Annotated in this window: 28 protein-coding genes; 17 read left to right on the top strand and 11 right to left on the bottom strand. The window is 60.4% G+C overall.

Translation table 11 applies throughout. From position 1 onward, the window contains the following. Positions 1 to 20 precede the first annotated feature (20 nt). The 6 genes from DXY29_RS04710 (at position 21) to DXY29_RS04685 (ending at position 7,816) form a co-directional block, all read left to right on the top strand. On the top strand, positions 21 to 410 hold the full coding sequence (locus tag DXY29_RS04710; protein WP_115023375.1) for an STAS domain-containing protein: 390 nt from the start codon (positions 21 to 23) through the stop codon (positions 408 to 410). Further along, positions 407 to 817 (top strand): Mini-ribonuclease 3, encoded by a 411-nt coding sequence (locus DXY29_RS04705; RefSeq protein ID WP_115023373.1) that lies wholly within the window; start codon positions 407 to 409, stop codon positions 815 to 817. Before DXY29_RS04710 ends, DXY29_RS04705 begins: the two co-directional genes overlap by 4 nt. A gap of 16 nt (positions 818 to 833) precedes the next feature. Further along, positions 834 to 2,417, top strand: a complete 1,584-nt coding sequence (gene rlmB, locus DXY29_RS04700; protein WP_115023372.1) for a 23S rRNA (guanosine(2251)-2'-O)-methyltransferase RlmB — start codon at positions 834 to 836, stop codon at positions 2,415 to 2,417. Between the two features lie 60 nt (positions 2,418 to 2,477). Beyond that, positions 2,478 to 2,723, top strand: a complete 246-nt coding sequence (locus DXY29_RS04695) for a DUF1816 domain-containing protein (protein ID WP_115023370.1) — start codon at positions 2,478 to 2,480, stop codon at positions 2,721 to 2,723. Between the two features lie 28 nt (positions 2,724 to 2,751). Then, positions 2,752 to 4,227, top strand: coding sequence for an Asp-tRNA(Asn)/Glu-tRNA(Gln) amidotransferase subunit GatA (gene gatA / locus DXY29_RS04690; protein WP_115023369.1), 1,476 nt, complete (start codon positions 2,752 to 2,754; stop codon positions 4,225 to 4,227). Between the two features lie 70 nt (positions 4,228 to 4,297). Beyond that, positions 4,298 to 7,816 carry a DNA polymerase III subunit alpha gene (locus DXY29_RS04685; protein WP_115023367.1) on the top strand — a complete coding sequence of 1,173 codons (3,519 nt, stop codon included), beginning with the start codon at positions 4,298 to 4,300 and terminating at the stop codon, positions 7,814 to 7,816. A gap of 29 nt (positions 7,817 to 7,845) precedes the next feature. On the opposite strand, the gene DXY29_RS04680 is transcribed toward DXY29_RS04685, so the two are convergent. From DXY29_RS04680 to ruvA, 3 genes are read right to left on the bottom strand one after another with little or no spacing between them, the layout of a single operon-like run. Further along, positions 7,846 to 8,259 (bottom strand): PAM68 family protein, encoded by a 414-nt coding sequence (locus DXY29_RS04680; protein ID WP_115023366.1) that lies wholly within the window; start codon positions 8,257 to 8,259, stop codon positions 7,846 to 7,848. Positions 8,260 to 8,271: 12 nt separating this feature from the next. Beyond that, the gene (gene rpsO / locus DXY29_RS04675) at positions 8,272 to 8,541 is read right to left on the bottom strand and encodes a 30S ribosomal protein S15 (RefSeq protein WP_006851408.1); all 270 of its coding nucleotides are present in this window, start codon (positions 8,539 to 8,541) and stop codon (positions 8,272 to 8,274) included. A gap of 56 nt (positions 8,542 to 8,597) precedes the next feature. Then, complete coding sequence (gene ruvA / locus DXY29_RS04670; protein WP_115024200.1) at positions 8,598 to 9,242, bottom strand: Holliday junction branch migration protein RuvA; 645 nt, start codon at positions 9,240 to 9,242, stop codon at positions 8,598 to 8,600. A 22-nt stretch (positions 9,243 to 9,264) separates the two neighbouring features. On the opposite strand from ruvA, the gene DXY29_RS04665 reads away from it, so the two are divergent. After that, entirely contained in the window at positions 9,265 to 9,726 is a 462-nt protein-coding gene (locus DXY29_RS04665) for a hypothetical protein (RefSeq protein WP_170952158.1), read from the top strand. Between the two features lie 18 nt (positions 9,727 to 9,744). Here the strand turns inward: DXY29_RS04665 and DXY29_RS04660 are convergent, their stop codons facing one another. Then, positions 9,745 to 10,635 carry a DMT family transporter gene (locus DXY29_RS04660; protein ID WP_115023362.1) on the bottom strand — a complete coding sequence of 297 codons (891 nt, stop codon included), beginning with the start codon at positions 10,633 to 10,635 and terminating at the stop codon, positions 9,745 to 9,747. A 53-nt stretch (positions 10,636 to 10,688) separates the two neighbouring features. On the opposite strand from DXY29_RS04660, the gene dnaG reads away from it, so the two are divergent. The 4 genes from dnaG (at position 10,689) to DXY29_RS04640 (ending at position 13,811) form a co-directional block, all read left to right on the top strand. Further along, positions 10,689 to 12,779, top strand: coding sequence for a DNA primase (gene dnaG, locus DXY29_RS04655; RefSeq protein ID WP_115023360.1), 2,091 nt, complete (start codon positions 10,689 to 10,691; stop codon positions 12,777 to 12,779). Between the two features lie 88 nt (positions 12,780 to 12,867). Continuing rightward, a complete protein-coding gene (locus DXY29_RS04650; RefSeq protein ID WP_115023358.1) occupies positions 12,868 to 13,125 on the top strand; it encodes a hypothetical protein in 258 nt (85 codons plus the stop codon). Continuing rightward, a complete protein-coding gene (locus tag DXY29_RS04645; protein WP_115023356.1) occupies positions 13,125 to 13,421 on the top strand; it encodes a hypothetical protein in 297 nt (98 codons plus the stop codon). The genes DXY29_RS04650 and DXY29_RS04645 overlap by 1 nt, the downstream gene beginning before the upstream one ends. A 3-nt stretch (positions 13,422 to 13,424) precedes the next feature. Beyond that, positions 13,425 to 13,811 carry a hypothetical protein gene (locus tag DXY29_RS04640; RefSeq protein ID WP_115023355.1) on the top strand — a complete coding sequence of 129 codons (387 nt, stop codon included), beginning with the start codon at positions 13,425 to 13,427 and terminating at the stop codon, positions 13,809 to 13,811. A 9-nt stretch (positions 13,812 to 13,820) separates the two neighbouring features. Here DXY29_RS04640 and DXY29_RS04635 read toward each other — a convergent pair whose 3' ends face one another. Both DXY29_RS04635 and DXY29_RS04630 read right to left on the bottom strand, forming a co-directional pair. Next, positions 13,821 to 15,095 (bottom strand): Y-family DNA polymerase, encoded by a 1,275-nt coding sequence (locus tag DXY29_RS04635; RefSeq protein WP_115023353.1) that lies wholly within the window; start codon positions 15,093 to 15,095, stop codon positions 13,821 to 13,823. Between the two features lie 12 nt (positions 15,096 to 15,107). After that, the gene (locus tag DXY29_RS04630) at positions 15,108 to 15,539 is read right to left on the bottom strand and encodes a LexA family transcriptional regulator (protein ID WP_115023352.1); all 432 of its coding nucleotides are present in this window, start codon (positions 15,537 to 15,539) and stop codon (positions 15,108 to 15,110) included. A gap of 88 nt (positions 15,540 to 15,627) precedes the next feature. On the opposite strand from DXY29_RS04630, the gene DXY29_RS04625 reads away from it, so the two are divergent. Next, complete coding sequence (locus tag DXY29_RS04625) at positions 15,628 to 16,017, top strand: hypothetical protein (RefSeq protein WP_244279311.1); 390 nt, start codon at positions 15,628 to 15,630, stop codon at positions 16,015 to 16,017. On the opposite strand, the gene DXY29_RS04620 is transcribed toward DXY29_RS04625, so the two are convergent. From DXY29_RS04620 to DXY29_RS04600, 5 genes are read right to left on the bottom strand one after another with little or no spacing between them, the layout of a single operon-like run. After that, positions 15,986 to 16,585: a 2OG-Fe(II) oxygenase gene (locus DXY29_RS04620; RefSeq protein ID WP_115023348.1), complete on the bottom strand. Its 600-nt coding sequence runs from the start codon at positions 16,583 to 16,585 to the stop codon at positions 15,986 to 15,988. The two genes, DXY29_RS04625 and DXY29_RS04620, sit on opposite strands and share 32 nt — an antisense overlap. 3 nt (positions 16,586 to 16,588) lie before the next feature. Beyond that, the gene (locus tag DXY29_RS04615; protein WP_115023347.1) at positions 16,589 to 17,425 is read right to left on the bottom strand and encodes a hypothetical protein; all 837 of its coding nucleotides are present in this window, start codon (positions 17,423 to 17,425) and stop codon (positions 16,589 to 16,591) included. A gap of 36 nt (positions 17,426 to 17,461) precedes the next feature. After that, a complete protein-coding gene (locus tag DXY29_RS04610; RefSeq protein WP_115023345.1) occupies positions 17,462 to 17,896 on the bottom strand; it encodes a 23S rRNA (pseudouridine(1915)-N(3))-methyltransferase RlmH in 435 nt (144 codons plus the stop codon). Then, positions 17,893 to 18,318, bottom strand: coding sequence for a hypothetical protein (locus DXY29_RS04605; RefSeq protein ID WP_115023343.1), 426 nt, complete (start codon positions 18,316 to 18,318; stop codon positions 17,893 to 17,895). The genes DXY29_RS04610 and DXY29_RS04605 overlap by 4 nt, the downstream gene beginning before the upstream one ends. Positions 18,319 to 18,321: 3 nt before the next feature. Further along, positions 18,322 to 18,807, bottom strand: coding sequence for a pentapeptide repeat-containing protein (locus DXY29_RS04600; RefSeq protein WP_115024199.1), 486 nt, complete (start codon positions 18,805 to 18,807; stop codon positions 18,322 to 18,324). Between the two features lie 72 nt (positions 18,808 to 18,879). On the opposite strand from DXY29_RS04600, the gene DXY29_RS04595 reads away from it, so the two are divergent. The 5 genes from DXY29_RS04595 to DXY29_RS04575 all read left to right on the top strand — a co-directional run bounded on the left by DXY29_RS04595 (position 18,880) and on the right by DXY29_RS04575 (position 22,500). After that, a complete protein-coding gene (locus DXY29_RS04595; protein WP_115023341.1) occupies positions 18,880 to 19,248 on the top strand; it encodes a YraN family protein in 369 nt (122 codons plus the stop codon). Positions 19,249 to 19,262: 14 nt separating this feature from the next. Then, a complete protein-coding gene (gene rsmA / locus DXY29_RS04590) occupies positions 19,263 to 20,087 on the top strand; it encodes a 16S rRNA (adenine(1518)-N(6)/adenine(1519)-N(6))-dimethyltransferase RsmA (RefSeq protein ID WP_115023340.1) in 825 nt (274 codons plus the stop codon). Between the two features lie 9 nt (positions 20,088 to 20,096). After that, positions 20,097 to 21,020, top strand: a complete 924-nt coding sequence (ispE, locus tag DXY29_RS04585) for a 4-(cytidine 5'-diphospho)-2-C-methyl-D-erythritol kinase (RefSeq protein WP_115023338.1) — start codon at positions 20,097 to 20,099, stop codon at positions 21,018 to 21,020. Next, positions 21,017 to 21,334, top strand: a complete 318-nt coding sequence (locus tag DXY29_RS04580) for a DUF3082 domain-containing protein (RefSeq protein WP_115023336.1) — start codon at positions 21,017 to 21,019, stop codon at positions 21,332 to 21,334. Before ispE ends, DXY29_RS04580 begins: the two co-directional genes overlap by 4 nt. A 182-nt stretch (positions 21,335 to 21,516) precedes the next feature. Next, a complete protein-coding gene (locus tag DXY29_RS04575) occupies positions 21,517 to 22,500 on the top strand; it encodes a pyruvate dehydrogenase complex E1 component subunit beta (protein WP_115023334.1) in 984 nt (327 codons plus the stop codon).

The following is a 22,500-nucleotide window of genomic DNA, read 5'->3' as shown; positions in this document are numbered from 1 at the left end:
CATCACTACACTTCGTGCCGATGATGCCTGGGGGGCTTGATCCCATCAGCGAACTGCAGCGACTGACCGTCTCTCTACGGGGCGGATTTGAACAGAAGGATGGCTGTTTGGTGTTTCACTTCACCGGCCAATTGGATGCGTACTCCGAGAAGCAGTTCATGGAGTACGTGGCCGATGTTTTGAAAGCCAACAAGCTTCCAGCTGTTCTCGATCTAAGCAAGATCGATTTTCTCGACTCATCAGGCCTTGGTGCCCTGGTGCAGTTGGCCAAACAATGCACGGATGCCAAACGGTCGTTTCTCCTTGTGGGAAACACCCGTGTGATGCAGACGATCAAGTTGGTGCGGCTCGAAGAGTTCCTCCATCTGGTGGAGGATCTTCCGACAGCTCTGAACCAATTGGCCGCTTGAGCGACTGGATTCGCAATCAGTCACCCAGTGGTCTGAACGATCAATTGGGCCCATTGCAGCTGGCTTGGATCGGAGATGCCGTCTGGGAGCTCCATCAACGGCTCCGCCATGGAGCCAGACCCGGCCGTTCCGATCATTTGCATCGTGCTGTTGTGGCCGATGTTCGCGCCGATGCCCAATCCCGTTTGTTGACTTGGCTGGAAGACCGTCAACTCCTGGATTCCCAGGAACTCGATCTGGTCCGTCGGGGGCGCAACAGTGCAGGCCGTGGTCCGCGCCGAGCCGAGGCCGCTGTGTATGGACGGGCCACGGGGTTTGAGACAATGGTTGGCTGGCTGTTTCTGAACAATCCAGCCCGGCTTGCTGAGCTCTTCGATCACCTGGAGCAAGCCGGATCCAACCCATAACGTTGCCTCGCACACCATGAGCCCTCGCTTTGAACGCCGCTCCAGCGGCCCATCCCGCGATGGTCGTTCGGGGCCAGGAGGGAGTGGAAGTGGACGACCTCCAGGAGGCAGGCCTCCCAGTGGACGTCCATCCGCTGGCCGCTCCTCGGTGGGGCGCTCTGGCAACGGTCGGCCCATGCCCAGCAATCGTCGTTCCGACGGTGGTCGTTCGCCTTACGCCAAACCTGGTCGAGATGGCAGCAGTTTTCGCGACCGACGAGCGCCGAGGGATGAGGGCTGGGAGCGTCCTCGGGGTGGAGATCGACCCGGTAATCGATCTGATGATCGCCCCAGAGAGCGATTCGGAGATCGACCCGGCAATCGATCCGGTGATCGCCCCAGAGAGCGATTCGGAGATCGACCCGGTAATCGATCTGATGATCGCCCCAGAGAGCGATTCGGGGATCGATCCCGTTCCTTCGACCGGGATCAGAATGCTTTTCGTACGGAATCTCAGAACGACCGTTCAGGGCCCGGACGATTTCGGGATCGGAATGATCGTTACGGCGATCGTCGTCGCTCCGGGGATGAACGGCGCCAGCCGTCCCAGCGCCCCCGATCGCGCTACGACAATGGACGTTCCCAGCGACTGGATGCAGCACCGGAGGCCGCAGCGGCCATACCTCCGGCAGATGATCTGATTTGGGGGCGCCATGCCACCCAAGCCGCGCTGGAGGCAGGACGACCCATTCATCGCATTTGGTGCACCCCGGAGATGCGCAGTGCGGCCAAATTTCTCCAGCTCTTGCGCGATGCCAAGGCGTCTGGGGTCTTGGTGGAAGAGGTGACCTGGGCTCGGCTTGGACAGATCACAGGTGGTTCCGTTCACCAGGGCATCGCCCTTCAGACGGCAGCTGCTGAAACCCTCGATCTCGAAAGCCTCATCGATGGCTGTTCGGATCTTGGGGAACCCCCCTTATTGGTGGCTTTGGATAGTGTCACGGACCCCCACAATCTCGGTGCTGTCGTGCGTTCCGCCGAGGCGATGGGAGCCCATGGTGTGGTGATTCCCCAGCGCCGGAGTGCTGGGTTAACCGGTTCGGCCGCCAAAGTGGCAGCCGGTGCCCTTGAACACCTTCCGGTCGCGCGTGTGGTCAACCTCAACCGGTCGTTGGAAAAGCTCAAGGATGCGGGATACAGGGTGGTGGGCCTTGCGGCAGAAGGGGACGTGACCCTCACGGATGTTGATCTCAGCGGCCCATTGGTGCTGGTCACCGGGTCAGAGGACCAGGGCTTGTCGCTTTTGACCCGGCGTCACTGTGATCAGTTGGTCCGCATTCCGCTGCGGGGCATTACCCCAAGCCTGAATGCATCCGTTGCTACGGCACTTTGCGTTTATGAAGTGGCGCGTCGCAATTGGATGAAGGACATTCACGGCCAGGCGCCGTCACCCCCGATTCGACGTCCCCAAATCGCTGGGGTAGAGACGTCCACTGAGGCGTCTGAACCGCCTGAACAACCCGTGGAGAAGGTTCCTGACCAGCGGATTGATCTGGATCTCCATCCGTCTGAACAAGCTGCTGCGCCGGAGTTCGATCAGAATATCCAGCTATCTCCCTGAAAACAGCTCGGTTTTGCCGGTTCACGAGGCACAATGCCTTGAGGTCGTTTTACCCCTCCCATGAGTCCCCTGATCCGGCCGCTGCGCAGCCTTGCCAATGGCCTTGGGGTCGCCTGGTGGGCTCGGATTCAGACATCAGGTCCCGATGTGACCTACTGGTTCGGTCCGTTTGTCACCCGCAAAGGTTTGGAAAACGAGCTGACTTCCTTCCTTGACGACGTCAAGTCTGAGCAACCTCAGTCGATCAGCCACTCCCTGCTGCGGACCCGTCGCTCCGAGCCCCTCACCATCACGGCTGAGGGCTGATCAAGCGGCTGATAGCGTCCTCCCTGCAATGGATCGCAGGGACATGACGATCAGCGCGTGGCGTCAGCAACTGCAGAGCGGTGAGATTTCCTCCCGTGAGCTCGTTGATCAACACCTCAAGCGGCTCGAAAACTCTGAGCCGTCTCTCAATGCTTTTGTTGAGGTGACGAGCGAAAAAGCCCGTGCTGATGCATCCAGCATCGATGAAGCAAGGGCCGCTGGAGAGACCCTCGGCCCTCTGGCTGGATTGCCACTGGCCGTTAAAGACAACCTCTGCACCAAAGGGGTTCGCACCACCTGCTCCAGCCGCATGCTGGAACAGTTTGTGCCTCCCTACGAATCAACAGTGACCGAAAGGCTTTGGCAAGCCGGAGGTGTGCTGGTGGGTAAGACGAATCTGGATGAGTTCGCCATGGGCGGCTCCACGGAAACGTCGGCCTTTGGTGCGACTCAGAATCCTTGGAACACAGCCCATGTACCGGGCGGAAGCTCCGGTGGCAGTGCTGCGGCCGTCGCTTCAGGGAGTTGCGTTGCTTCTCTGGGTTCCGACACCGGAGGCTCCATCCGTCAGCCTGCGTCGTTTTGTGGCGTTGTGGGTCTTAAACCCACCTACGGCCGCGTCAGTCGTTGGGGTCTGGTGGCTTTTGCCAGTTCCTTGGATCAGGTGGGTCCCTTTGCAGGAAGTGTGGCTGATGTGGCCGAACTGCTTCAGGTGATCGCAGGGCCCGACCCCCGTGATTCCACTTGCCTTGATGCGGCTGTGCCGGACTTCAGTGCCGGCCTGAACAAGCCCATCAAGGGTCTCAAGGTTGGTGTGATCAAGGAGTGCTTCGATGCCGAAGGCCTCGATGCTGAGGTCAAGGCTTCGGTGCAGGCCTCTGCTGCTCAGCTGGAGGCTCTTGGCGCTGAGCTGGTGGAGGTGAGCTGCCCCCGTTTCAACGACGGCATCGCCACCTATTACGTGATTGCGCCGTCGGAGGCCTCTGCCAATTTGGCGCGTTACGACGGGGTCAAATACGGCTTTCGTGCGGACGACGCCGAAAGCCTTGCCGCGATGACAGCACGAAGCCGTGCTGAGGGGTTTGGTGCGGAGGTGCAGCGGCGGATCTTGATTGGCACCTATGCCCTTTCCGCCGGATACGTCGACGCTTATTACAAAAAGGCCCAGCAGGTGCGCACCCTGATCCGGCGTGATTTTGATGCTGCGTTCCAGAGTGTTGATGTGCTGCTCACGCCAACCGCACCGTCCACCGCGTTCAAGGCTGGCGCCCATGCTGATGACCCTCTGGCGATGTACCTCGCCGACTTGCTGACGATTCCGGTGAACCTGGCCGGGTTGCCTGCGATCAGTGTTCCCTGCGGATTCAGTGCGGCGGGTTTGCCGATTGGGATGCAGTTGATCGGCAATGTCTTGGACGAACCGCGTCTGCTCCAGGTGGCGCACCAGTACGAGCAGGCAGCGCAGGTGTTCGCTTCACGCCCTGAAGCCGCTCTGGTTCCCTGAGCTCCGCCACATGTGGGGTGTTTCGTTCTCCGTGAACGCTGGATCTTGCGTTGGGTCCTAGTCTGACCCTATGGCATTCGTCCCTCTCCACAACCACAGCGATTACAGCCTTCTCGACGGGGCGTCGCAGTTGCCGGCCATGGTGGAGCGGGCGAAGCAACTGGGCATGCCAGCGATCGCCCTGACCGATCACGGCGTGATGTATGGCGCTATCGAGCTTCTGAAGCTTTGTCAGGGCACCGATCTCAAGCCGATCATCGGCAACGAGATGTACGTGATCAACGGGTCCATTGATGATCCGCAACCCAAGAAAGAGAAGCGGTACCACCTGGTGGTGCTTGCCAAAAACGCCACGGGCTACCGCAACCTGGTCAAGCTCACCAGCATCAGCCATCTGCGGGGGATGCGGGGACGCGGCATTTTTTCCCGTGCCTGCATCGACAAGGAGCTGCTGAAGCAACACAGCGAGGGGCTGATCATCGCCACGGCCTGCCTCGGTGGCGAGATTGCCCAGGCGATTTTGCGTGGTCGTCCTGATGTGGCACGCAAGGTGGCGGCCTGGTACCAGGAGGTTTTTGGCGATGACTACTACCTCGAGATCCAGGACCATGGATCTCCGGAAGATCGGATCGTCAACGTCGAGATCGTCAAAATCGCCAAGGAACTCGGCATCCAGATTGTTGCGACCAACGATGCCCATTACCTGAGCAAGCAGGACGTCGAAGCCCACGACGCTCTTCTCTGTGTGCTTACCGGAAAGTTGATCACCGATGAGAAGCGACTGCGCTACACGGGAACCGAATACATCAAGACCGAAGAGGAGATGGGGTGTCTCTTCGGTGACCATCTGGAGCCTGAGGTGGTCCAGGAGGCGATTGCCAACACCGTCAAGGTGGCCGACAAGGTGGAGCCCTACGACATCCTCGGGCGCTACCAAATGCCCCGCTTCCCGATTCCCGAAGGGCATACCCCTGTCAGCTACCTGAGGGAGGTGACGGAGCAAGGGCTGCGGGATCGCCTCGAGCTCGGTGTCGATGCTCCTCTGCCCGACGACTACGCCGAGCGCATGAGCCACGAGCTCAAGATCATGGAGCAGATGGGATTCCCCACCTACTTCCTGGTGGTCTGGGATTACATCCGCTTTGCCCGGGAACAGAGCATTCCTGTGGGCCCTGGCCGGGGCTCTGCTGCAGGCTCGCTTGTCGCCTACTGCCTTGGGATCACCAACATTGATCCGATCACCAACTGCCTCCTGTTCGAGCGTTTCCTCAACCCGGAACGCAAGTCGATGCCTGATATCGACACCGACTTCTGCATTGAACGCCGTGGTGAGGTGATCGACTACGTCACCGAGCGCTACGGCGAAGACAAGGTGGCCCAGATCATCACCTTCAACCGGATGACCTCCAAGGCTGTTCTGAAGGATGTGGCCCGGGTGCTTGATATTCCCTATGGCGATGCCGACCGTCTGGCGAAACTGATCCCGGTGGTTCGCGGCAAGCCCGCCAAGCTCAAGGCGATGATCGGTGAGGAATCACCCAATCCCGAGTTCCGCGAGAAGTACGAGTCGGATCCAACGGTCAAGCGTTGGGTGGATATGGCGATGCGGATTGAGGGCACCAATAAAACCTTTGGTGTACATGCAGCCGGGGTGGTCATTGCCGCTGACCCTCTGGATGAGCTTGTGCCGTTGCAGCGCAACAACGATGGTCAGGTGATCACGCAGTACTTCATGGAAGACGTGGAATCCATGGGTCTGTTGAAGATGGATTTCCTGGGGTTGAAGAACCTCACGATGATCGAAAAGACGCTCGAGCTGGTGGAGGTCAGCAGTGGAACCCGCGTCGATCCCGACAAGCTCCCGCCGGAGGATGAAGAGACCTTTGCTCTTCTCGCTCGCGGTGACCTTGAGGGGATCTTCCAGCTGGAATCCAGTGGCATGCGGCAGATCGTGCGCGATCTCAAGCCGTCTTCTCTGGAAGACATTTCCTCAATCCTCGCTCTCTACAGACCGGGCCCTCTCGATGCTGGATTGATTCCCAAATTCATCAACCGCAAGCACGGGCGGGAGGCGATTGATTTCGCCCACGCGATCTTGGAGCCGATCCTGTCGGAGACCTACGGGATCATGGTGTATCAGGAGCAGATCATGCGGATCGCTCAGGATCTGGCTGGTTATTCCCTGGGTCAGGCCGATCTGCTGAGACGAGCGATGGGCAAGAAAAAAGTTTCAGAGATGCAGAAGCATCGCGGCATCTTCGTCAAAGGAGCTGGTGAGCGTGGCGTTGATGAAAAGGTCGCCGACGAACTGTTCGATCAGATGGTTCTCTTCGCTGAATATTGCTTCAATAAGAGCCATTCCACGGCCTACGGCGCTGTCACTTATCAGACGGCCTATCTGAAGGCGCACTATCCGGTGGCCTACATGGCGGCCCTGCTCACGGTGAATGCCGGAGCCGCCGACAAGGTGCAGCGCTACATCTCCAATTGCAATGCAATGGGGATTGAGGTGATGCCTCCGGATGTGAATGCCTCCCTGACCGATTTCACCCCCAACGGCGATCGAATCCTGTTTGGACTCTCCGCTGTTCGCAACCTTGGTGACGGAGCGATTCGGCAGTTGATCGCCGCCCGCGATAGCGATGGGCCCTTCCACTCCCTGGCCGATCTTTGTGATCGGATCCCATCTTCGGTGCTCAATCGTCGTGGCCTGGAATCGTTGATTCACTGCGGCGCCCTGGATGCCATGGATCCGCAGGCCAATCGTGCCCAGCTGATGGCCGATCTGGACCTGCTCCTCGACTGGGCCTCCTCACGGGCCAAGGACCGTGACAGCGGTCAGGGCAATCTCTTCGATTTGATGGCCCCTGCATCCGATGACGCTGGCCCGGCTGATCTCAGCCATGCCCCCAAAGCTGCACCGGTGCCGGATTACCCCCCGACAGAAAAGCTGCGCCTTGAAAAAGATTTGGTGGGCTTCTACTTGTCAGATCACCCCCTCAAACAGCTCACGCCCTCCTCGAAACTGCTGGCGCCCATCGGCCTGGGATCCCTTGAGGAGCAGCCGGATAAAACAAAGGTGAGTGCCATCGCGATGGTGGCGGAGATGCGCCAGGTCACCACCCGTAAGGGCGACCGCATGGCGATTCTTCAGCTCGAGGATCTCACCGGAAGCTGCGAAGCCGTTGTTTTCCCTAAGAGCTACGCCCGCCTCGCGGATCATCTGATGGCCGAAGCCCGCTTGCTGGTGTGGGCTGGGGTGGATCGGCGTGACGAGCGCGTGCAGCTGATCATTGACGACTGCCGCGCCGTTGATGAGCTCAATCTGCTTCTGGTTCAGCTCCCTTCTGATCAGGCCAGTGACATCGCCATTCAGCACAAGTTGCGGGAATGCCTGAACCAACATCGTCCCGAACGGGATGAGTTGGGCGTCAAAGTGCCTGTGGTCGCCGAGGTGCGTCATGGCGAGACCGTTCGCTACGTGCGACTTGGCCCTCAGTTCTGCGTAAAAAATGTCGATGCAGCGATCGAATCGTTGCGCAACCAAGCCTTTGAAGCCCGCAGCAGCGATCGTCTGGTTCTCACTTGATGTTGATTAGGTCATCAGAAGAGCACTGTTCAGGGCTCTGATTCCCTTTGCTGTTGCTTCTGGGCCCGGATCGACTCACGCATCCGCTGGACATTGGGTTTGAAGTTCTCAAAGCCCAAAAGGGAACCTGGTTCGGGATCCCAGCTGGCTGTCAACACGCCAATGCTGAGTCCCACCAGCCCTAGGAGGAAAAACAAGCCGGAGCCTGCGAGTGTGAGCCCCGGAGCGATATCGGCGATGCCACGGGTGACGACGACGTAGCTGCCAACAAAAACTCCCATCCCTGCGAGAGACGGGAGTCCTGTGAACACAGCGACACGACGAGCCATTCGATCGGCCACATACCGAGGAATGGCTTCCTGTCTGGGAGCCCCAGAGGCAGGCTTGCTTCCCTTCCCAGACCCTTTGGGCTCGAAGGGAAGGGCATTGCGTTGCTCAGCCATGGGGCAGTTCGATTAACCGCGGATGCCCAGTTTGGCGATCGTATCGGCGTAGCGTTGCTCGCTCTTGCTGCGCATGTAGCTCAGCAGACGCTTGCGACGGCCAATCATCTTGAGCAGCCCCTGACGCGAGGAGAAGTCGTGGATGTTGTTCTGCAGGTGGCTGCTGAGACGGTTGATCCGCTCACTCAGCATGGCCACCTGGACCTCGGCCGAACCGGTGTCGGTGCCGTGGGTCTGGTGGGTGTTGATCAGCTGCTGCTTCTCGGTGGTATCAAGCGACATGCGCGGGGGGCGGCCCTGTCAGTGCAAACAACCAGCTTACCTTTGCGAGGGACGGATCAGGCCGATTCGCGACTTAGCCATTGGAGGCAGACCCGCAGCCAAGCGTCCTGGTCGCCTCCGGCAGGCGGGGGGCCATCTGCACCCTCGGCGATGGCACGGATGGCGCGACGGATTTCGAGATCGTCGTAACCAAGCATTGCCAGGGTTGCTTCGACGTCGGCCCCGCTCTCTGGCATCTGCTCTGAGCTGATTCCTTCAGCCAGGGAGGGAGCTGGATTAACGCCCGCGAATGCCGCGATGGAGGCCCTGAGTTCCACCGCAAGGCGCTCTGCTGTGCGTTTGCCGATGCCCTGCGCCTTGCAAAGTCGGCGCAGATCACCGCTGCTGATCGCTTCCACCAGTTCTTGGGGCCTGCATTCCTGCATCAGGGCCAGACCGGCCTGGGGACCGACACCGCTGACGCTGATCAGCAGCCTGAACAGATCCCGCTCCTGACGGAGAGGAAAGCCATAGAGGCTGCTGCCGTCCTCCCGCTGCACCTGATGAATCCACAGGTTTAGATCGCTTTCAGCAGAGAGGTTCTGCTGATGCCGCTCCGTCAGATGCACCTCATACCCGACACCACCGCAAAGCAACAGAACGCCGCTACGGTTGCCTTGAGTCCAGCACTCCATCGGTCGTCCTTGCAGCCAGCCGATCATGGGGAGAGGTTCCAACCGCGTCATGTTGCCGCAGCTGTCATTGCCTGTGTCTCTTTTGAAGCGTGTCTTGCAAAGGTTTCTTCAGGCGCTTTGCGTTTTGTCGATCGTGGTTTCCCTCACGGCCTGCAGTGGATCCCAACCGCCACGCGCTCTATTGAATGAAGCGCTGGCCCTGCAGATTCAGCTCACCCAGACGGCTATCGCCAGCTCCCTGGACCTCACCCCGATGCCCATCGCCCCCAGCGTTAGTCGTGTGCGGGTCGAAGACCAGGAAAGCTTCGCCCTGGGCGATGAGCAGGGCTTGAGGGTTTCGGGTCGGTTCGATTGGCAGCTGCCCGGTGACCGCGTTCAGGTGGACAGCCCGTTTGAGCTGTTTCTGCAACGGGGCTCCCGCGGGCAGAGCTGGCGCCTGGTCCGCCCCAAGGGTGGAACGGATGACCGTCAGGCCTGGCTCACCTATCCCTTGGGATTGGACAAGGCCTGAGGTCTACTTCGAGTCGAGCTAACTCCGGGCCGACAGGCTGATCAGGGTGGCGGACAGCACAAGCATTCCCCCACCCACCTGCCAGGCATTCACCGATTCAGCAAACCAGAGCCAGCCCCAGCCAGCGGCGAAGACCACTTGCACGTAGTTGATCGACGTCGCTCGTGCGGCGGGCAGACAGCGCAGGCCTTCGGTGACCCAAATCTGGCCAAGCTGAGTCATCACGCCGACTCCCAGGAGCCAGAACCACTCGATGCCGTTGGGCCACACCCCCTGATGCAGCACCCAGGGCAGGGTTAAGGGAACCGAGATCATCGGGAAATACAGGATGATCACCAGCGGGTGTTCGGTTTCCGACAGCCGCCGCACACTGACGTAGGCCAGGGCGGTCATCAGAGCGCCAGCAATGCCGATCAGGGCAGGGATGAGCTGAGCCGGCTGTGCTGTTCCCGTCAGCCACTGCGGTTGCACCACCAGCGTGACGCCGATCCAGCCCAGCAGAACCGCCCCACTGATGCGTCGTCGGAGCGGTTCGCCAAGCAGCAGCAGCGCCGCTAGGGCCGTGAATGTGGGGTACGTGTACTGCAGCACCGTTGCCGAGGCGAGTGGCAGCTGATCAATCGCCTCGAAGAAACACAGCAGGGCCAGGCTGCCCAGCAGCCCACGGGCCACCAACAGCCCGCGTCGATGGCCCCAGGGAGAAACCCCGGCGAGGCGTAGCCCAACTACGGTCAGAACGATGCTGATCAGCGCTCGGCTCAGCACGATTTCCACCACCGGAAGACGACTGTTCAGCTGCTTGACGCAGACCGTCATCAGACTGAAGGCCAGAGAGCTGAGGATCAGAGCCCGACTGCCCCGCACCGATTCCCGGTTCCACCAGGCTTGTTCGTTCTGCGTTTCGGCCATGGGTGTTCTGATGACGGGGTGCACGGAACCCTGCGACTTCGCAGAATGAACTGATGGTGAATGCCCGCCTGCACCCAAGAACGATCGAGGCCGTCAAGGAACGGGCCGACATCGTTGATGTGGTGGGCGAGCACGTGGTGCTCAAGAAGAAGGGACGGGAATTCGTCGGGATCTGTCCGTTCCATGACGACAGCAAACCGTCGATGACGGTGTCTCCCGCAAAGCAGTTCTACTACTGCTTCTCCTGCGGTGCCGGGGGCAACTCCATCAAGTTCCTGATGGAGTTCCAACGCCAGAGCTTCAGTGATGTCGTGCTGGATCTGGCGCGGCGTTACCAGCTCCCGATCGAGACGGTGGATGGTCCGCAGCAGGAGCGTCTGCGGCAGCAGCTCTCCCGTAGGGACAAGCTGCAACGGGCCCTGGCTCTGGCCGCCGGCTGGTTTCGCAGCCAGTTGCTGGCTCCCACGGGCGCAGAGGCCCTCAAATACCTCATCGACGCCAGAGGTCTCAGCCTCGCCACCCAGGAGTCATTTCAGCTCGGCTATGCGCCGGATGAGTGGGATGGCCTTCTGAAGCATCTTCAACAGGTGGAGGGGCTGGCTCCCGAGCTCCTTGAGGCCGCTGGTCTGGTGGTGCCTCGCAAGGGCGGCAATGGCTTTTATGACCGCTTCCGCCATCGGGTCATGGTTCCGATCCATGACCGTCAGGGTCGGGTGATCGGCTTCGGGGGGCGCAGTCTTGATGGCAGCGAACCGAAGTACCTCAACTCTCCCGAGACCGAGGTGTTTGAGAAGGGAAAGCATCTGTTTGGCCTCGACAAAGCCTCCAATGCCATCCGTAAGGACGACAGGGCTGTGGTGGTGGAGGGCTACTTCGATGTGATTGCACTGCATGCCGCCGGCATCACCAACGCCGTTGCCTCCCTTGGCACGGCTCTGAGCAGTCAGCAGATCACCCAGTTGTGCCGCGTCAGCGACAGCAAGCGGATCGTTCTGAATTTTGATGCCGATGGCGCCGGTGTCCGTGCGGCCAATCGGGCCATTGGCGAGGTGGAGCAGCTGGCCATGCAGGGCCAGCTGGAGCTGCGGGTTCTGCACCTCCCGTCCGGTAAGGACCCTGATGAATACCTCAAACAGAACGGGGCCGGCGATTACCGCGCTCTGCTGGATCAGGCCCCCCTCTGGCTCGACTGGCAGATCGAGCAGGTTCTTGAGGCGAGAGACCTCAGCCGGGCTGACCAGTTTCAGCAGGCGGTGACGGCCCTGGTGGGGCTGCTGGGCAAACTGCCCCAGTCCGCTGTCCGAACCCACTACCTCCAACGGGTGGCGGAGCGGCTCAGTGGTGGGCAGGGACGGCTGGCGCTTCAGCTCGAGGACGATCTGCGCCAGCAGGTGAAGGGCCAGCGTTGGCATGGGCGCTCCAGTCGCCATGAGCAGCCGGGTGAATCCGGTCAGCGGGAGCGTTGCGAGGCAGACCTGCTGCGTTTGTATCTGCATTGCCCTCGGCATCGGGCCACGATTCGCCAGGAACTGCGCACGCGGGAACTGGAGGATTTCGCCATCCCCCATCACCGCCATCTCTGGGCGGCCATTACGGATCTAGAGGAGACCAACCTGGGTGAGGGGCGGTTGGAGGCGATCAGCCGATGCGACGACGACGGCGAGGGTCTTGATGTGATGGATCTGCCACGCCTGCTCACCGATCAGCTGTTGCTGGAGAGCAGTGCGCTGGTCTCCCGCCTGACGCCTCTCCTGGAGCCCGGTGAATTGCAGCTTGTTGCTTTGGCGGAGCCGTTGGAGCAGTTGCGAGGCATCGCTGCTCTGCTGGAGCGCCAGAAAAGCCTTAAGCGCTGCCGGCATCTGCTGGAGGCCTGGGGTGGTCAGCGCCTGCAGACCCTGGAGGCCTGTATCGCCGTATTGATTGATCAGGAAGCCTCGTCAGACGAGAGCAACGTGGACATGGAGCTACGGATTCAGGCCTTGTTCGATGACCTCAACCGTGATGCGCTGCGTTACCAGGAGCTTTATTACACCGAGAGAAAGCACATCGGCCATCTGGATCAGCAGCGTTGCGCGAGCTACACCATTGCGGTCGATTCCCCTGCTGCGGAGACCTCAGGGGATGCGGTTCCTCCCGCCGCCTGAGCCATGGGCCATGGTTCTTGGCTTCGATGTGTGGTGAGGTTGCCAATGTTCTCGGCAAACTGCATCAAGACCTGTCCGTCGCGTTGAGATGTCTGAATTCTTCGAAGCGATCTGGCATGGCGATGGCGTCGGCGACGGCGGTGATCTCGAGGAAGCGCTGCAGGCCTACATCGCGGTGAAGCCGGAGGAGGGCGATTGGGTCGAAGCTTGTGCCGCCGAGGGAGCTGATCCGGTGATCGAGCGGTTCGCTTCGTTTGACGCCTACCTCGACAATGCCGATCCGCTTGAGCGCATCGCTGTCACCCCGCAGATGATCAGTGAAGCCCTCGCGTTGTTGCCGTCTTGATGTCTGATACGCAGCTTGATTTCGCGGCTCTCGCTCCGGTGAACCACCTCTGGCCGGCCTTCGTGGAGCGCTTGGGCTCTGACAAAGCGCAGCGGGCCGTGCGTCAGGCGTTGGATCTACAGGGCATGCGGGGACACCACGGCACGTTGCCGGTGTTATTCACCGAAACCGGAGGATTGGCGCTGGCTAGCACCGATCTGGTGCGGGAGCAGACTGGCCTCAATGCCCATGGTGAGCGGATGGTGTTGCTGCTCAGCACACGTGAACAGGTCATTCAGTTGCTGCAGGAGGCCTGAGTGATGAACCCTCCTCCCTCTGAGCCTCCCTCTGCCACCCCATCTCCTGCCAATAGCGGTCTTTATCTGGTTCCTTACTGGGTGCGTGGCGGTCGCCTCTGGGGCGTGATTGTGTTTGTTCTCGTGCTGGGTGGTCTCGTGGTGCCCATGCTGCTGTCGGCGGTGCGGCGCCAGGCCAGTTCACGCGGCTTCGGTCGTGGTGTCGCGACATCCCTTTGCAGTCTTGCTCACACCTCCACAGGCCTGAGTCGTGACGACGCCATGGCCCAGCTGGAAGAGATTCGAACCAGTTTTGTGCGCACGCGGGCGGTCGACGCTGAAGCTTTCCTCGACGGTGTGGATCAGGTGGCGATCAGCCTCCCGGCCTGCCGTTTTCTGGGTGAGCCGTGATCGATGGGCTCAGGCCCTCACCACGGGTAGATCCTGCAGACGGGTGGTGGCGGCTCGGCTGAGTTGCTCCCGTCGCATCAACCAGCTCGGCTGCAGTCCGCAGCCTGCCCATTGCAGGGTTCCACGCCCGTAACGCCGATTGATCTGGTCGATGGTCTGCATCAGGCATTCCCGTTTCTGCTGCTGCTCTTCACTCATCGGCACCATCAGATGGGTCTGGAGGATCTCATGGCTCTGCAGGTGCTGCATCAGCACGCCGGCCTTGGCCAGTTGACGGTGGGGGCGAAAGATTCGTGCCACCAAGGGTCGCGCTGCTTGCAGCAGCACGGCCGTGTCATTGCTCGGTAGATCCAGTTGCGTGCTGGCCGCTTGGCTGTAAAAGCCAGGAGCGAACGGGCTTGTGCGGGTGTAGATGGTGAGGGCTGCCGCCCGCTGCCGTTGCTTGCGCAATTTCTCGGCGGCGCGCACCACATAGGTCGTGATCGCCTGGTGCAGCTCAGCCTCGCTGGTGATGGGTCGGCTGAAACTGCGGCTCACGCAGGTTTCCTGCTTCGGTGCCGGTGCAAGCTCCAGCGGTAGGCAGGCATGGCCGCGCAGTTCGCGTTGCAGACGCAGACCCACCACGCCGCATTTGGCGCGTAGCTCACCGCTCGGCATGTCCCGCAGGCGTCTTGCGTTGCTGATGCCCCGCAGTCGACACCAATGGGCCAATTGACGACCGATCCCCCAGACATCCTCGATCGCAATCGTTTCCAGCCAGTGATCAGGGTTATCGCACTGGCCGAGGTCGAACGTCCCGGCACGGTTCGGGGTCTGTTTGGCCAGGCGATTGGCCAGCTTGGCCTGTCCTTTGCTGGCCCCCAGGCCGATGGCGATTGGGATGCCGAGGTTCTGTCGGGCCCGTGCCCGCAGCTGCCGGGCCCAACCTTGTAAATCACCATTGCTGGGACGACGAATCCGACCGAAGGCTTCGTCGATCGAATACACCTCCAGCTCTTCACAGTGGGCCTCCAGCAGGCTCATCATCCGCTGGCTCATATCGGCATAAAGGGCGTAGTTCGAACTGCGCACCACCACGTTGTGCCGTTCAAGCTCTCGACGCGCCTTGAAGTACGGCGTCCCCATGCGGATCCCCAGGGCACGGGCTTCGGCGCTGCGCGCCACGATGCAGCCGTCGTTATTGGACAGCACCACCACGGGCCGGCCGATCAGGGCCGGGTCCAGGCTCTGCTCGCAGGAGGCATAGAAATTGTTTCCATCGATCAGGGCCGTGGCCTGAGACATGGCGATGTCGCCTCAGAGCGGATGGATCACATGAATGGCGACGCCCCAGATCTGAACCTCGCCGCAGCGATGAAGCTCCAGCGGGGGATAGTCCGGATGGGCGGCTTCCAGGCGCAACCTGCCGCGATGGCGCACCAGGCGCTTGAGGGTGAAGCCACCGTCAAGCACAGCCACGACCACCTTCCCCGGTCGCGGTTCGAGGCTGCGATCGACCACCAGGAGATCACCGTCGTGGATGCCGGCGTCGGTCATGGAGTTGCCGCTGACATGCAGGAAAAAGGTGCTGGTGGGATGCCGGATGAGTTGTTCATTGAGGTCGATCCCCACATCGATGTAGTCATCGGCGGGGGATGGGAACCCAGCGGCAACGCATTCATTGGCTAGGGGCAGGGTTAGCCGAGTTCGCCTTGGTTGCAGGGGCAGCGGACTGTGTTGGAGCTCCACGGCAACAGCAACAGCTGGCTAAATAGTACACATGTACTTATCGGTATGGGGAGGGTCCGGTGAGGATGGTGGTCTTCGGGTTCTGGTATTGGCTGACTCTCCTTATCTCGTGGCCATGGCGTTGATCGATCAGCAGGGGCAGCGGGCGTTGCCTCTGGGGGGACGCTCTCAGAAAGAGGTGGCTCCGCAGGGTGAGGCTCCGGAAGAGTTGGGTCATGTCTTGGTGCTGGAGCTGCTGCTGCGGGTCTTCCAGCGCAGCGATCAGGGCTCTCTGCAGCGTGCTGCTGGAGCAGACAGTCTGCTGCTGGTGGAGCTGCCGATGGAGCGGCTGCCGGAGGATGTGCCCAGGCTTAAGGCGGACTGGCTGAACACGGGTGATACGGCTGCATTCAAAGCGGCGCTGCAGACCTTTTCTCCGCGGGCCTGGACCGTATCGATTGAGAAATTCAAGCCGGTGGCTCTGCAGCAGTTGTGGTGAGGGGCGGTTGAGCCCAGATGTTCACGGCCACGGAGTAGCGCTCGCCTTCGAATGGGTTGATGCGATGCAGGATTCCGGGTGAGAAGAGCACCAAACGGTTCACCACAGGCGGGATCGAGATCACAGACCGGAACGTTGGCAGGGGACCCTGATAGCCGTTGCTGATCGGGGGGTTGTCGGCGACCAGAAGTTCACCTCCAGCACAGCTGACGTGGGGATAGAACACTGTGGACAGCAACGGCAGTACATAGCGGCCGCTGTGTTGGCCTTCCAGTTCGTCCTTGTCGATGTGCCAATCGAGGTCGTTGTTGGTATTGCACCACCACTCGATCCCGGCCCGCTGGGGTGCGAACGGTGTGGCTAGGGGGAGAAGAACCTCGTCGAGATAGCGATCGACGATGGCTTGCTGGGCGGGCGCGTGGATGGAGCGGGGGGCACCGCTCTCGGGTCGCCAGCTGAACTGAGCATCGCCGGAATGCTGCTCCATGAGCCGGCCATGGATGTCGCAAAGATCCCGCAGGTGTTGCAGCTCCTCGGGTTGCAGCAGGTTGTCGACCACGTGCAGCATGGTTTAGGCGTGTTGCGAGGCTTGTTTTTGCAGGCGCATCACGTACTGGAACGCTTCGCTGTCTGTATCCCTGGCAATTTTTTTGAGTCCAAAGCTGTGATCGCTTTGGAGCAACCGATCGATTTTTTTGCAGGACACTTTTTTGCCGTCTGGTACTTCGATCAAAGGAGGTTGAAAGTTGGCTTTTGGGCCCTCTAAAAGATGAAGAATGCTGGGTATAGCGATTTCAGTTACGGGCCAGTGGCGTTTGGGCCTTCTCTTGAAGTAGTTGTTGTTGAAATAGTTATTGAAGAGCACCCCGAAAGTTTTGAAGGTCGACCAGGGCATGTAGGTACCACAAACCCGCCCAACCCGGAGCTTTGAAGGGTCGTCGTCCAACATTTCCCTGACAAATTGTTTGAGGTGAGGATCAGATTTAGCTTTTGATCTCCATCTCCAACTGGTTTTTCTGTCAATCCGAAATGGCTTGTTGCCGCAGCCGATACGGTGGTTGGAGAGTTGATTCTTCGCCTGGCTGGAGACAAGAAGGTCAGTATCGGTGTGAATAAGCACCTTGTCAGGACAGTGGTGGTCGGACAGGACGGTCTTGATTAGTTCGCACAGGGCATAAACGGTGCAGGGCCGCCAGGTGGGCTGCCTTCGTTTTGTGAAGTGGATGCTGTGACCCTCCCGTTCGGCGAGGGCGGTGAGGTCGGATTGGAGGTCTGGATGACTCTCCAAAGAAACGTGGAAGTAATGACGCAACTCAAAGGGTGTAAGAAACACCCTGTAGTTCTCCAGTTGTCGGGCAATGTGATCAATTGACTGGCCATGGATCGGGGAGAGCAGAGCCAGACGCATGGTGGAGAGAGAAAGAGCTGCAGCGACCGAGAAATCTTAGGCGCGGTGATAAGGGCTGCCTTGAACAATCGCCTGGGCCCGGAACAGTTGTTCCACAAGCATCAGTCGCGCTAGTTCATGGGGGAAAGTCATTGGAGAGAGGCTCAGGCGCCAGTGGGCCTGTGCCTTGAGCTCAGGGGTCAGACCATCGGCTCCACCAATCACAAAGACCAGCCGCTCGTAACCGAACTGTTCGAGTCGTCGCGCGAAGGGAACCGACGCCAGGGTCTCGCCCTGCTCCATGAGAGCGATCAGGGTTTCGTCTGGCCTTAGGGCCGCTCGGATCGCATCTGCCTCTTTGTCCGGGGTGCTGTCCCGAAGCTCGCTGATGGTCAATCCCGGCAGGCGTTTGAGGTAAAGCTCAATGCCCTCCTGAATCCAACCGCGACGCACTTTGCCCACCGCTAGAATCCGGCAACGAGCCGGGTTCAAACGTCATCTCCTTCGTCCTCGAGAAGCAGCTGACCGAAGGCCACATAGAGGCTCTCCTCTTCGCTTCCCGGGTCAACCTTCGGCCGTTTTGGTTTGGTGTTTTTTCCCGGTCCAGCCTGGCTACGCGTCGGGGCGGCCAGGCCTGGAACCTCGTTGCTGCTGTTCAAGGACGAAGACTGCCCCGACGGCTTGCGTTGGGCTTCCAACTGTTTGAGGCGGGCCATGAGGTGCTCAGGAACCGTGCCGTCCTGGCTCGCCTTCATCAGTTCCCGGAAAAGTTCCTCGGGATCCTTTTCCGTTTCGACGCGGTGGCTCGCCTGGCTTGCTTTGGCTGCCGCCGGGGGCTTGGGTTCTGGCAAACGTTCGGGGAGCTGGCGTCCCAACTCACGCAGGCGCTCCAGACTGCGGGGATCAAAGCTCATGGTTCAAGCGCAACCGAGACTTTCGCGGGTGCTTCGGCCAGTGACTGAATTAACGCCGTCGGCCACTGCACAAAGGCTTTTGAGTTGGTCACCGCGCATGGGGACATCGGTGAAGTCAGCTCCTGTGATCACCACATCCTTGAAGCGAGTGTTGAAGGCGAAGGATCCTTCCAGTACGGCATCCGAGAGGTTGGTTCCCGTCATCACGGCGGAATCCAGCGTGGCTTCGCGCAGATCTGTGCCGCTGAGGTCGGCGTCCTGCAGCTTCGCGCCGTACAGGCTTGCCCCGCGTAGATCCGATCCAGAGAGATTGGCTTCGCGCAGGTTGCTGAGGTTGAAGGTGGCCCCACGCAGATCTTTGTCGGAGTAGTCGGCACCGATCAAGACCTGTTTGGCGACATCCATGGCCGCATGGGCTGGAGCGACCACCAGCCACTGAGCGGTTAAGACCAAAAAAGAGACCAGAAGGGCCGCGAAGCGTCTGCGCATGAGCGGAACAATCACCACTGAACCCTAGAACCGTTCCTGGGGGGAATGGTTTGAACAAGAAAGTGATGGTTCATGCCGGTGGAGTCTCAATGCAGCGGTCGCTGGGCGGAACAGCAGGCCTTGCAACAGCTTGAAGCGAAGGGATGGCGGTTGCTCGATCGCAACTGGCGCTGCCGCTGGGGGGAACTGGATCTGGTGCTGGAACAGCATCAGCAGCTGTTGGTGGTGGAGGTAAAAGGGCGTCGCATCGGTCATTGGGACCGCCGCGGCCTGGATGCGTTTCATCCCGCCAAAAGGCGCCGCATGGCGCGTGCGATCAGTTGCTGGAGAGCTGCGCATCCAACCTGCGCCGAGAAGCTGCTCCGGATCAAACTGGCCCTTGTGCCGTTGATGCCATCCCAAGAAACGATCTGCTGGATGGATGTGGAGCGGCTGTGCTGATGCACAGTTGATCCATGGGTTTCTCCGGACATCACGCCCGCAAACGCTTCGGCCAGCACTGGTTGCGTGACGACTCCGTTCTGCAGCGGATTGTTGAGGCTGCCGATCTTCAGCCGACCGATCGCGTGCTGGAGGTGGGGCCTGGTCGGGGGGCTTTAACCGAGCGTCTTCTGGCTGCGGATGTGGGGGCAGTGCATGCGATCGAGCTTGATCGCGATCTGGTGGCCGGTCTGCAGGATCGTTTCGCTGATCACCCTGGGTTCAGCCTCCATCAGGGGGATGTTCTCGAGGCGCCCCTCGAATTGAGTGACGGTCACATCGCCGACAAAGTGGTGGCCAACATCCCTTACAACATCACAGGGCCTCTGCTTGAGCGGCTGGTGGGGCGGTTGGATCGCCCTGTGGATCCGCCGTACCAACGGCTTGTGTTGCTGGTGCAGAAGGAAGTGGCGGAGCGGATCCGTGCCCGTCCGGGCCATAGCAGTTTCAGCGCCCTAAGTGTGCGAATGCAGTTGCTTGCCCGCTGTGGTTCGGTGTGTCCAGTGCCGCCGCGCTGTTTTCAGCCCCCTCCGAAGGTGCAGTCGGAAGTGATCTGCCTGGAGCCTTTGCCGCCGTCCAAGCGGGTGGAGCCGGCCTTGGCTGCTCAGGTGGAATCCCTGCTGAAGCAGGCATTTCTGGCGCGGCGCAAGATGCTGCGCAACACCCTGGCGGGCGTGGCCGATCCCGACCGCTTGCAGGCTTTGGCTGCCTCCGCTGGCTTCAGCCTTCAGCAGCGCCCCCAGGAACTAGCTCCGGACATCTGGGTTGCCCTGGCCAGGGGTTTGAATCGGGGCGACTGAACGACCACCATGATTACGGTGACGGCCCCGGCAAAAGTCAATCTGCACCTGGAGGTACTGGGGCTGCGGTCGGACGGTTTCCATGAGCTGGCCATGGTGATGCAGAGCATCGAATTGGCGGATCGTCTCAGCTTTGAGAACACCGCCGATGCGCGGGTCAGCCTCAGTTGCGATGACGCCAGCCTCAGTGTTGGCGACGACAACTTGATCCTCCGTGCGGCTCAACTGCTGCGGGATCGTTCCGGCTTCAGTGAATTGGGGGCGTCGATTCATCTGGAGAAACGCATCCCCATTGGTGCTGGCCTGGCTGGAGGTTCCAGCGACGGCGCTGCGGCGCTGGTGGGTCTGAATGCCCTTTGGGGATTGGGCCATAGCCCCGCTGATTTGGAGCGGATGGCGGCTGAGCTCGGCTCTGATATGCCCTTCTGTGTCGCCGGAGGGTGTCAGCTCTGTTTCGGCCGAGGGGAGCAGCTGGAGGCGGTGCCGCCGACCAACGAACCCCTGGCAGTGTTGTTGGTCAAAGACCCCAGGGCGAGCGTTTCAACGCCATGGGCCTACAAACGTTGCCGCGAGCTGAACCAATCCCGCTACCTCGCTGATGAGGCTGCGTTTGAACGCCGCCGGCAGGCCCTTCGTCAGGACGATTGGCTGAACCCCTTGCGCAGCGATCGTCCACCGTCTTTGCGCAACGATCTGCAGGAGGTGGTGGCGCCCGAAACAGCTGCTGTGCGCTCGGCGCTTCAACTGTTGAAGAGCGTTCCCCACAGCCTGGCGGTGGCGATGAGCGGATCAGGTCCCAGTTGCTTTGCGCTGTTCCGTGATCTGGAGTCATGTCAACAGGTCCAGGGCGATCTCGCTCCCCAGCTGGAACGTGCCGGATTAAGGGCGTGGTCTTGCGCCTTTCGCCGCGATGGCGTGAGGATCGAGTCATGACTGATGCCAAGACCACAGAGAGCCCCGAGCCACGGGATCCCCGCAAAGGTCCGCTGAGTTTTCTTTCTGGGGCGCTCACAGCTGGATTCTTGGCTTGGCTTGCTCTGGGTTGGAGCCGGCGGATGGTGGTGTACTTCGCTGTTCACCCACCTCACTACAGCTCGCCGATTGCCCAAAACATTGCCGTCACCCTGAAGACCTTGCTGGTGGGCTTGTCCTTTCTGGCCACGTTCAGCACCGGGTTTGTGGCTCTCGGTCTGACCCTGGTGTTTCTTCGCAGTCTCTTTACGGCTCGCGATCAGAACCCTGCCTAGCCTCCGCCCATTGCCAGGGTTTGGATGACGCCCCACGACCTCGGTCAGCTGGCGCTGCTTCTGTCTCCAGCCATGCTTCTCTCAGTTTTGTTGCTGTTCACCTTTGCGGCCGGCGGTTGACCCTGCGCTGACTGAGATAGCTTGGCGTCACCACCCGGATTGGCCGGGATCAAAGGGACGCCGTGGCAGGAACACTTCTCTTCAACGCCCTCCGGGAAGCCATCGACGAGGAGATGGGCAGAGACCCCCACGTCTGTGTGATGGGTGAAGACGTCGGCCATTACGGCGGCAGTTACAAGGTCACCAAGGATCTGGCGGAGAAATACGGCGATCTCAGGGTGCTGGACACGCCGATTGCCGAGAACGGATTCACCGGTATGGCGGTGGGTGCGGCGATGACCGGTCTTCGCCCGATCGTTGAAGGGATGAACATGGGCTTCCTGCTCCTGGCCTTCAACCAGATTTCCAACAACATGGGGATGCTCCGCTACACCAGTGGCGGCAACTTCACCATCCCCACGGTGGTGCGCGGGCCGGGTGGCGTGGGTCGTCAGCTTGGGGCTGAGCACAGCCAGCGGCTTGAGGCCTATTTCCATGCCGTGCCCGGCATCAAGATCGTTGCCTGCAGCACGCCAACCAATGCCAAAGGCCTGATGAAGGCCGCGATTCGGGACAACAATCCCGTGCTCTTCTTCGAGCATGTTCTGCTCTACAACCTCACCGAGGAGCTCCCCGAAGGCGACTACACCTGTGCCCTTGATCAGGCTGATCTGGTGCAAGAAGGTACGGACGTCACGATCCTGACCTATTCCCGGATGCGTCACCACTGCCTCAAAGCGGTGGAGCAATTGGAAGCCGACGGCGTCAGCGTTGAACTGATCGATCTGATCAGTCTCAAGCCCTTTGATATGGAGACGATCAGCCGCTCCATTCGCAAGACCCACAAGGTGATTGTGGTGGAGGAATGCATGAAGACCGGCGGCATCGGTGCCGAGCTGATCGCGTTGATCACCGAGCAGTGCTTCGACGATCTGGATGCCCGTCCGATGCGTCTGTCCAGTCAGGACATTCCAACCCCCTACAACGGATCCTTGGAGAATCTCACGATCATTCAGCCGCATCAGATTGTTGAGGCGGCTCAGGCGTTGGTCAACAAGGACATCTGA

Source organism: Synechococcus sp. UW69 (assembly GCF_900474185.1).
GTDB lineage: Bacteria > Cyanobacteriota > Cyanobacteriia > PCC-6307 > Cyanobiaceae > Parasynechococcus.
Note: the sequence above shows the minus strand (reverse complement) of the source record. Positions and strands in the feature narration are given on the sequence as shown.

Bases quoted from the DNA above. Each gene is read 5' to 3' on its own strand.
- DXY29_RS04660 (WP_115023362.1), bottom strand. From the start codon at position 10,635: ATGGCCGAAACGCAGAACGAACAAGCCTGGTGGAACCGGGAATCGGTG.
- DXY29_RS04685 (WP_115023367.1), top strand. From the start codon at position 4,298: ATGGCATTCGTCCCTCTCCACAACCACAGCGATTACAGCCTTCTCGAC.
- rsmA (WP_115023340.1), top strand. From the start codon at position 19,263: ATGGGTTTCTCCGGACATCACGCCCGCAAACGCTTCGGCCAGCACTGG.
- rlmB (WP_115023372.1), top strand. From the start codon at position 834: ATGAGCCCTCGCTTTGAACGCCGCTCCAGCGGCCCATCCCGCGATGGT.
- DXY29_RS04665 (WP_170952158.1), top strand. From the start codon at position 9,265: ATGTTGCCGCAGCTGTCATTGCCTGTGTCTCTTTTGAAGCGTGTCTTG.
- DXY29_RS04595 (WP_115023341.1), top strand. From the start codon at position 18,880: ATGCCGGTGGAGTCTCAATGCAGCGGTCGCTGGGCGGAACAGCAGGCC.
- dnaG (WP_115023360.1), top strand. From the start codon at position 10,689: ATGGTGAATGCCCGCCTGCACCCAAGAACGATCGAGGCCGTCAAGGAA.
- DXY29_RS04615 (WP_115023347.1), bottom strand. From the start codon at position 17,425: ATGCGTCTGGCTCTGCTCTCCCCGATCCATGGCCAGTCAATTGATCAC.
- DXY29_RS04620 (WP_115023348.1), bottom strand. From the start codon at position 16,585: ATGCTGCACGTGGTCGACAACCTGCTGCAACCCGAGGAGCTGCAACAC.
- DXY29_RS04710 (WP_115023375.1), top strand. From the start codon at position 21: ATGATGCCTGGGGGGCTTGATCCCATCAGCGAACTGCAGCGACTGACC.
- DXY29_RS04695 (WP_115023370.1), top strand. From the start codon at position 2,478: ATGAGTCCCCTGATCCGGCCGCTGCGCAGCCTTGCCAATGGCCTTGGG.
- DXY29_RS04680 (WP_115023366.1), bottom strand. From the start codon at position 8,259: ATGGCTGAGCAACGCAATGCCCTTCCCTTCGAGCCCAAAGGGTCTGGG.
- DXY29_RS04645 (WP_115023356.1), top strand. From the start codon at position 13,125: ATGTCTGATACGCAGCTTGATTTCGCGGCTCTCGCTCCGGTGAACCAC.
- ispE (WP_115023338.1), top strand. From the start codon at position 20,097: ATGATTACGGTGACGGCCCCGGCAAAAGTCAATCTGCACCTGGAGGTA.
- DXY29_RS04635 (WP_115023353.1), bottom strand. From the start codon at position 15,095: ATGTCTCAGGCCACGGCCCTGATCGATGGAAACAATTTCTATGCCTCC.
- ruvA (WP_115024200.1), bottom strand. From the start codon at position 9,242: ATGATCGGCTGGCTGCAAGGACGACCGATGGAGTGCTGGACTCAAGGC.
- rpsO (WP_006851408.1), bottom strand. From the start codon at position 8,541: ATGTCGCTTGATACCACCGAGAAGCAGCAGCTGATCAACACCCACCAG.
- DXY29_RS04600 (WP_115024199.1), bottom strand. From the start codon at position 18,807: ATGCGCAGACGCTTCGCGGCCCTTCTGGTCTCTTTTTTGGTCTTAACC.
- DXY29_RS04650 (WP_115023358.1), top strand. From the start codon at position 12,868: ATGTCTGAATTCTTCGAAGCGATCTGGCATGGCGATGGCGTCGGCGAC.
- DXY29_RS04640 (WP_115023355.1), top strand. From the start codon at position 13,425: ATGAACCCTCCTCCCTCTGAGCCTCCCTCTGCCACCCCATCTCCTGCC.
- DXY29_RS04605 (WP_115023343.1), bottom strand. From the start codon at position 18,318: ATGAGCTTTGATCCCCGCAGTCTGGAGCGCCTGCGTGAGTTGGGACGC.
- gatA (WP_115023369.1), top strand. From the start codon at position 2,752: ATGGATCGCAGGGACATGACGATCAGCGCGTGGCGTCAGCAACTGCAG.
- DXY29_RS04580 (WP_115023336.1), top strand. From the start codon at position 21,017: ATGACTGATGCCAAGACCACAGAGAGCCCCGAGCCACGGGATCCCCGC.